General features: G+C 35.4%; 6 protein-coding genes. 4 read left to right on the top strand and 2 right to left on the bottom strand.

Going from position 1 to position 6,085, the window contains the following annotated elements:
- Positions 1-199: 199 nt before the first annotated feature.
- Genes MSG66_RS07855 through MSG66_RS07845 form a run of 3 tightly spaced genes read left to right on the top strand, consistent with a single transcriptional unit; the run spans position 200 to position 2,426 of the window.
- Positions 200-703, top strand: a complete 504-nt coding sequence (locus MSG66_RS07855; RefSeq protein ID WP_324653441.1) for a YfiR family protein — start codon at positions 200-202, stop codon at positions 701-703.
- Positions 704-708: 5 nt separating this feature from the next.
- On the top strand, positions 709-1,932 hold the full coding sequence (locus tag MSG66_RS07850; RefSeq protein WP_197730973.1) for a diguanylate cyclase domain-containing protein: 1,224 nt from the start codon (positions 709-711) through the stop codon (positions 1,930-1,932).
- A 14-nt stretch (positions 1,933-1,946) separates the two neighbouring features.
- On the top strand, positions 1,947-2,426 hold the full coding sequence (locus MSG66_RS07845; RefSeq protein WP_262474744.1) for an OmpA family protein: 480 nt from the start codon (positions 1,947-1,949) through the stop codon (positions 2,424-2,426).
- A 47-nt stretch (positions 2,427-2,473) separates the two neighbouring features.
- Here MSG66_RS07845 and MSG66_RS07840 read toward each other — a convergent pair whose 3' ends face one another.
- A complete protein-coding gene (locus MSG66_RS07840; RefSeq protein ID WP_324653439.1) occupies positions 2,474-3,484 on the bottom strand; it encodes a metallophosphoesterase in 1,011 nt (336 codons plus the stop codon).
- Positions 3,485-3,590: 106 nt separating this feature from the next.
- Here MSG66_RS07840 and MSG66_RS07835 point away from each other — a divergent pair, with 106 nt between their 5' ends.
- Positions 3,591-5,216 (top strand): phospholipase D family protein, encoded by a 1,626-nt coding sequence (locus tag MSG66_RS07835; protein ID WP_324653437.1) that lies wholly within the window; start codon positions 3,591-3,593, stop codon positions 5,214-5,216.
- Here the strand turns inward: MSG66_RS07835 and MSG66_RS07830 are convergent, their stop codons facing one another.
- A complete protein-coding gene (locus tag MSG66_RS07830) occupies positions 5,217-6,026 on the bottom strand; it encodes a lysophospholipid acyltransferase family protein (RefSeq protein WP_042898328.1) in 810 nt (269 codons plus the stop codon).
- Between the last annotated feature and the right edge of the window lie 59 nt (positions 6,027-6,085).

Raw genomic sequence — 6,085 nt, 5'->3', positions numbered from 1 at the left:
GATTAAAAACCCTTTGCAAGGGGTATTTCAGCCTTTTTCTATCGAGTGCCGTTTTTTTCTACTATTTTACGAAAAAAGTGATATATATGCCTTTTTTTTAGGCAGTTCAGTCAACGTTAGATGAGATATTAAACTTTTTTTAGTTTATCAACTTCATGTAGAATAGATTATTCGTGCAATAGTTTGGCATTAGCTCACCATGTGGCAGTTCGCTAAAAAAGTATTTGTTTGCATACTTGTAGTGTTTGCTACGAGTGGGCCTTGTTATGCCAATTCAAAACATAACTTCTATGTGCTTACTTTATCTATTCTAAGCTATAGTAAGTGGGAGAATGTAAATACTCCTACTCTTTGTGTTATTGATAATCCCTCTATTACATCTACCTTTCAATCTTATATCCAGCAAATGTCTTATAATTATCGTGTTCAGACTGTAAACTCGAAAGATTTTGCTCGGTCACATTGTCAGGCAGTTTATTTTTCTACTACTTCTCCACAGCAACAACAAAGCCTTATTCAGAACTATCCTTATCGTTCTTTACTTTCTTTAAGCATTAATAATTCAGAATGTGAAATAGGAAGTATCTTTTGTTTATACAATCAAAATAATTACACTACCTTTAAAGTTAACTTAGATGCTTTAAGTCACTCCAAAGTTCATATTGATCCAAGAGTATTGCTCTTGGCTAAGAATGCGGAGTAAGGATCATGATATCAAAGTTGTATCAGTCCACTTCATTGCATGCTTTATTTAGAAAATCTCAATTTACTATTTTTGCAATTACTTTCTTTATCTGCTCTTTTACATTTGTATCGATTTCTGTTTTTACAATGGAAACTTACGCCAAACAAAATTTGCAATTGCTCAGCCATACTCTGCTAGAGCGTATTCAGCCCGCAGTTGTATTTAATGATAAAATTACGATAGAGCAAATTTTGAATGAATACACCAATGATCATTCAATTCGTACTATTCATATTTATGATTCAGAACATCATTTAATTGCACAAAGTTTTAAATTATCAAGTCAAACCTCAATTTTGGAGGGTTGGTTTGATCATTGGTTCTTAAATGAGCCCGTTCATCTTACAATTTATCATCACGAACAAAATGTAGGTGAATTAACACTTTTTGGTAGTTCAGAAAAAATATTGCAGTTCCTCAAAATGATTATCGTAGGACTTGCAATTGCAATGTTGTTTATTGTTTGCGCTTTGTGGTGGTCAGTAAACTTAACTTATCGCCAAATTATGCAGGCGATTTATCCACTTACCAATATTGCTCAAATTGTAAGTGAACAAAAAGCTTATAATCTTCGTTTTCCTTATAACCGAATTAAAGAATTTCAAGATTTAAATACTGTTTTTAATGAGTTACTTGAAGAAATTCAGATATGGGACAATCAATTACAAAAAGAAAATCGTAAATTATCATTTCAGGCTCATCACGATCAGCTTACATTATTACCGAATAGACATTATTTTTATCAAGTTCTATTAGATATGTTTGAAGATAAGGGATTTGATAACAAGTCTGCTTTATTGTTTCTAGATAACAATAACTTCAAAGCGATTAATGACCAGTTTGGACATTTGGCTGGAGATGAAGTTTTAAAAGAAATGGCCAACCGCTTGCAAACCCGTTTACGCCATCAAGATTTTATTGCACGTTTAGGTGGTGATGAATTTGCCGTCATTTTGCATTCCATTAGCCATGCTGATCATTTAATATCTATTGCTGAAAATTTACTCGAAAGCTGTAAAGAACCTTTGCAGCTAAATGGACAAACCATTTATTTCAGTTTTAGTGTAGGTATTGCTTTATCACAATTTGCATCTAGCCCCGAAGATTTCATTATGCAAGCAGATCAAGCAATGTATAAGGCTAAAAATTCGGATGAACACTGGTTTATCTATAAACCTGAAAATTAAATTTAGGCTAATCTATGAATACAAGATCTTTAAAACTCTCTTTTATTGCATTGCTATGCATTACTCTTGCAGGGTGCCTGAGTTTTGGTCCATTAAAATATCGTCAGGTAAAATTGCTTAAGAAAGAAGGTTTTGTTCTTACTGATGAAGGATGGACTCTGGGTTTACCAGAACGTTTGTTATTTGACTTTAATAATGCAGAGTTAAAACAGAGCCATGAAGCTGAGTTAACACGTCTAGCAAATCAATTGAATAAATATGATTTAAATAAATTGAAAATTGTTGGGCACACTGATGATGTTGGCGATGCAACTTATAATCAAAAGCTATCTGAAGAGCGTGCACAAAGCGTGGCAAACCTTTTCTTAGCTCGCGGATTTAAAAAAGAAAATATCTATGTGATTGGACGTGGTTCAACTCAGCCTTATGTCCCAAATACAACCAATGAAAATCGTGCGATTAATCGACGTGTTGCTATTGTCGTTATTCCATAATTTTCAATTTATAAAAAAGCCAATCCTTTGTGATTGGCTTTTTTATTTTAAACTAACTCAATAATATCAATGGTTGGCGGCACTCTAAAACGTAAAGGAATTCCGACCATTCCTGTGCCAACTGTAACAAAGACATCGGCATGTTCGTGGGAATAAAGCCCTCTTTTATGCCCTAAAATTGATACTTTTTTCATAATATAGTTAGTTAGCCATGGAAGCTCCACCTGCCCACCATGCGTATGCCCAGATAGCATTAATGGACGATTTGGCAATTTAGGCACCATATCTACTGTATCAGGATTATGAGAAAGGATTAACCAAGGTTTATCTTGGGGTAAATCGGGCATGGAACGCATATCGGTTTTTCCGGCCCAGAGATCGCCAATGCCAATCAGACGGAATTCTTCAAAATCAACTATTTTGCCTTCAATATCGACAACCTCATTATAAAACAAGGCATCTTTTAACAATTGTTGAATAGGTGGTCCTGGATATTGCTCATCATGGTTTCCAGGAACAGAGTAAACAGGCGCCTGAATTTCTTTTAAAACACTCAATTCTTGAATTAATCTGTCTTCTGGTTCATATGTCCAATCACCTGCCACAACCACTAAATCAGGTTGCTGCTCATTTAATTTTCTAACTATCGTTTTGAGTTGGCGCTCATGCCCTGAAAATAAACCAATATGTAAATCAGCAATTAAGGCTACCTTTACAGGTTTATTAAAACTACGATCTGGATTTAACCGATATTGATGAGTATCGACACGTACTAGATGAGGTTCAATAAATCGAGCGTAAATTAAAACACCACTTAAGAAAAAGATAAAAATACCTTGGTGAATTGAATAGTAACCAATCCAGGCAGCATATAAATTAAAAAACCAGAGAGGAATAAGTAGATAAGAGAGATAAAATGCGAGTAAATGGACAAAAGCTTTAAATGGATGAATCGTCTCGGTTCGAGATTGATGAATCCAAGCTTCAGAAATTCCCCATAAAGCAAGTATTGAAAAAATAAAGTAAAAACTAAAGATGATTGAATCTGGGTTCCACATTACGATTCTCGACTTATCTTATATTGATTGCTAGTAATCAAATTCAATATTTATCTTTCAATATGCACGAACTATACTCTAGCTCACGTTATCGTATGTACTGATTATGGCACAATCCTTTCGATCCAAACAGCTTCAAACGAATCAACAAGCTAATGGCTTTTTGATAAAAGCTTCTTTAGTCCTATGTTCTAGTTTTGCTGTGGGTTTGACAGGATGTAGTACTCTGCCAAAACATAGTGTTGAGCCAGTACAATATGCAAAAGATATTGATACTTCTCAGACCTCACTTGCCAAACTGATTACTCCCTTACGTCAGCAGAATCCCAAGCTAACGGGTTACCATGTCTTAAATGATCCCTTGGAGGCTCTAGCAGCCCGCCTAAGATTAATTGATAAAGCTGAAAAAACGTTAGATTTACAATATTACATTTGGGACAATGACAAAGTTGGTGCTTTAGCCTTGCACGCGATTATTCGGGCAGCTGATCGTGGTGTAAAAGTTCGACTTCTTATTGATGACAATAATGCAAAAAAAATAGAAGGGATTTTACTCGCCCTTTCTCAGCATAAAAATATTGAAGTGAAGCTTTTTAACCCATACCGTTTTCGTAAATATCGTGCGATGGATATGGTTCTTGACTTAAAACGTATCAATCGTCGCATGCATAATAAAAGTTTTATTGCCGACAATGAGGTTGCTCTTATTGGCGGACGTAACATGACAAATCAATATTACAACGTAAGTGATAGTTATCAATTCTCTGATGTCGATGTGATGTTAGTTGGTGCTGCTGTTGATGACATTGTGAATTCATTTGATGATTACTGGAATCATGAATATGCATATTCAGTTCAAAGTATTGTAAGTCCAGAGCAACATCGTCTACGTTATGAAGGATTAAAAGAGCAACTCGAAGCTCACTACCAACAGGCGACAGTTCAAAACTTTCTAAACTTAACCGCAAAATCACATGCATTTGATGAATGGTTAAATCGCAATATTCAATTCGACTGGGTCAAAGCAGAAGTTGTAAAAGACTCGCCTGATAAAATCAAGTCAAAGGCTAAAAAAGAAGAACACCTAAATTTCCAGTTAATTAACCATTTAGAAAAACCAGAAAGTAACGTTGACTTAATTTCAGCTTATTTTATTCCAGAGAAGCAAGGCGCCAAGATTTTAAGTACTCTTGCTAAAGAAGGTGTTGAAGTGCGAGTTTTAACTAACTCGTTTAAAGCGAATGACGTTGCCGTTGTTCATGCCTTTTATGGGAAATACCGTAAAGAACTTCTTAAAAACGGCGTACAACTTTATGAGTTTTTACCGACACCCGATAAAAGAGATTTAAATAAAAATACAGATGAGCTTGCAACTAAAGCGAAAGTGAACATGAAAGGATTAAGTCGCTCAAGTTTGCATACTAAACTTATGGCATTAGATGAGCAGGTTTTTATTGGTTCATTTAATTTTGATCCACGCTCAGCTTATTTGAATACTGAAATTGGCGTAATTTTAGATAGCCCGTCGTTGGCTAAGACAATTCACCACACGATGGATGAAAATTTAAACAAATTTGCTTATAAGCTAAAGCTAGATCCTAATAATCATATTTATTGGCAGCAAGAAACTCCAAACGGTCCTTTAATTTACAAACAAGAACCAGAGATGAAATGGTGGCAAAAAGCAGGCATGAAATTTCTTTCATGGCTGCCACTTGAAGGATTTATGTAATTAACTTTTTGGCTTAAGTACTTTCTGATGTAGTTGAGCCAATCCTTCTACCATTTTTTCTTGAACTTCGCGCGTTAAACTCTTCACGTCGTGTCCTTCTACAGGAATTGGCGGTAACGTTAGCAAATGAGCCGTTACTTTCGGCATTTCAAGTACACGTTGAATATGTTCAGCAAATGTCATCTCGCCAATGAAAGGAGCAACTGTATCTAATTGCCCATGACGATTTACATAACAAATTAAACATACCTGTACTGGGCGTTGAGCCTCAATAGCAGCCCCGAGTAAACGACCATGTACTTTCTTAACAGAATGCCCATCTGTAGTAGTCGCTTCAGGGAAAAATAGTACAGGAATATTTTGTTTTAAAAATTCAGTAATTTGCTCACGGATTCTAACCGAATCCCCAGACCCACGCTTAATAAATAAAGTTCCACCACCTTTAGCCAGATTTCCTAAAATGGGCCAATTCTCAATTTCGGCTTTAGCAAGGAAGAAAACACGAGCCCCTGAACCTAAAACAGCAACATCTAGCCAAGAAATATGATTACTTACCCATAGGGCAGGTTCTCTAGGAATTGTTCCGTGTACTTCTACATCTAAGTTAAAAACCTGACATAAACGGCGGCAAAAATATTGAACATAGCGTGTATTAACCGGATTATTAGGATCTTTATAAAGGCCATGTCGATAAACTAAATAAAAACCTTCACTAATTGCGGCGGTGGCAGAAGTGACTTTTTTTCCGTATAAACCTATTTTTGATAATTTCTTTAACGTTGAATTAACTATACTTTGCGTTTGAGCCATAAAATTTCACTAACGATCAATCATTGTTATACCCATCTCGAGCATTCTATACGTTTCAG

It is taken from the genome of Acinetobacter sp. IK31, assembly GCF_035615195.1.
Classification (GTDB): Bacteria; Pseudomonadota; Gammaproteobacteria; order Pseudomonadales; family Moraxellaceae; genus Acinetobacter; species Acinetobacter calcoaceticus_C.
Note: the sequence above shows the minus strand (reverse complement) of the source record. Positions and strands in the feature narration are given on the sequence as shown.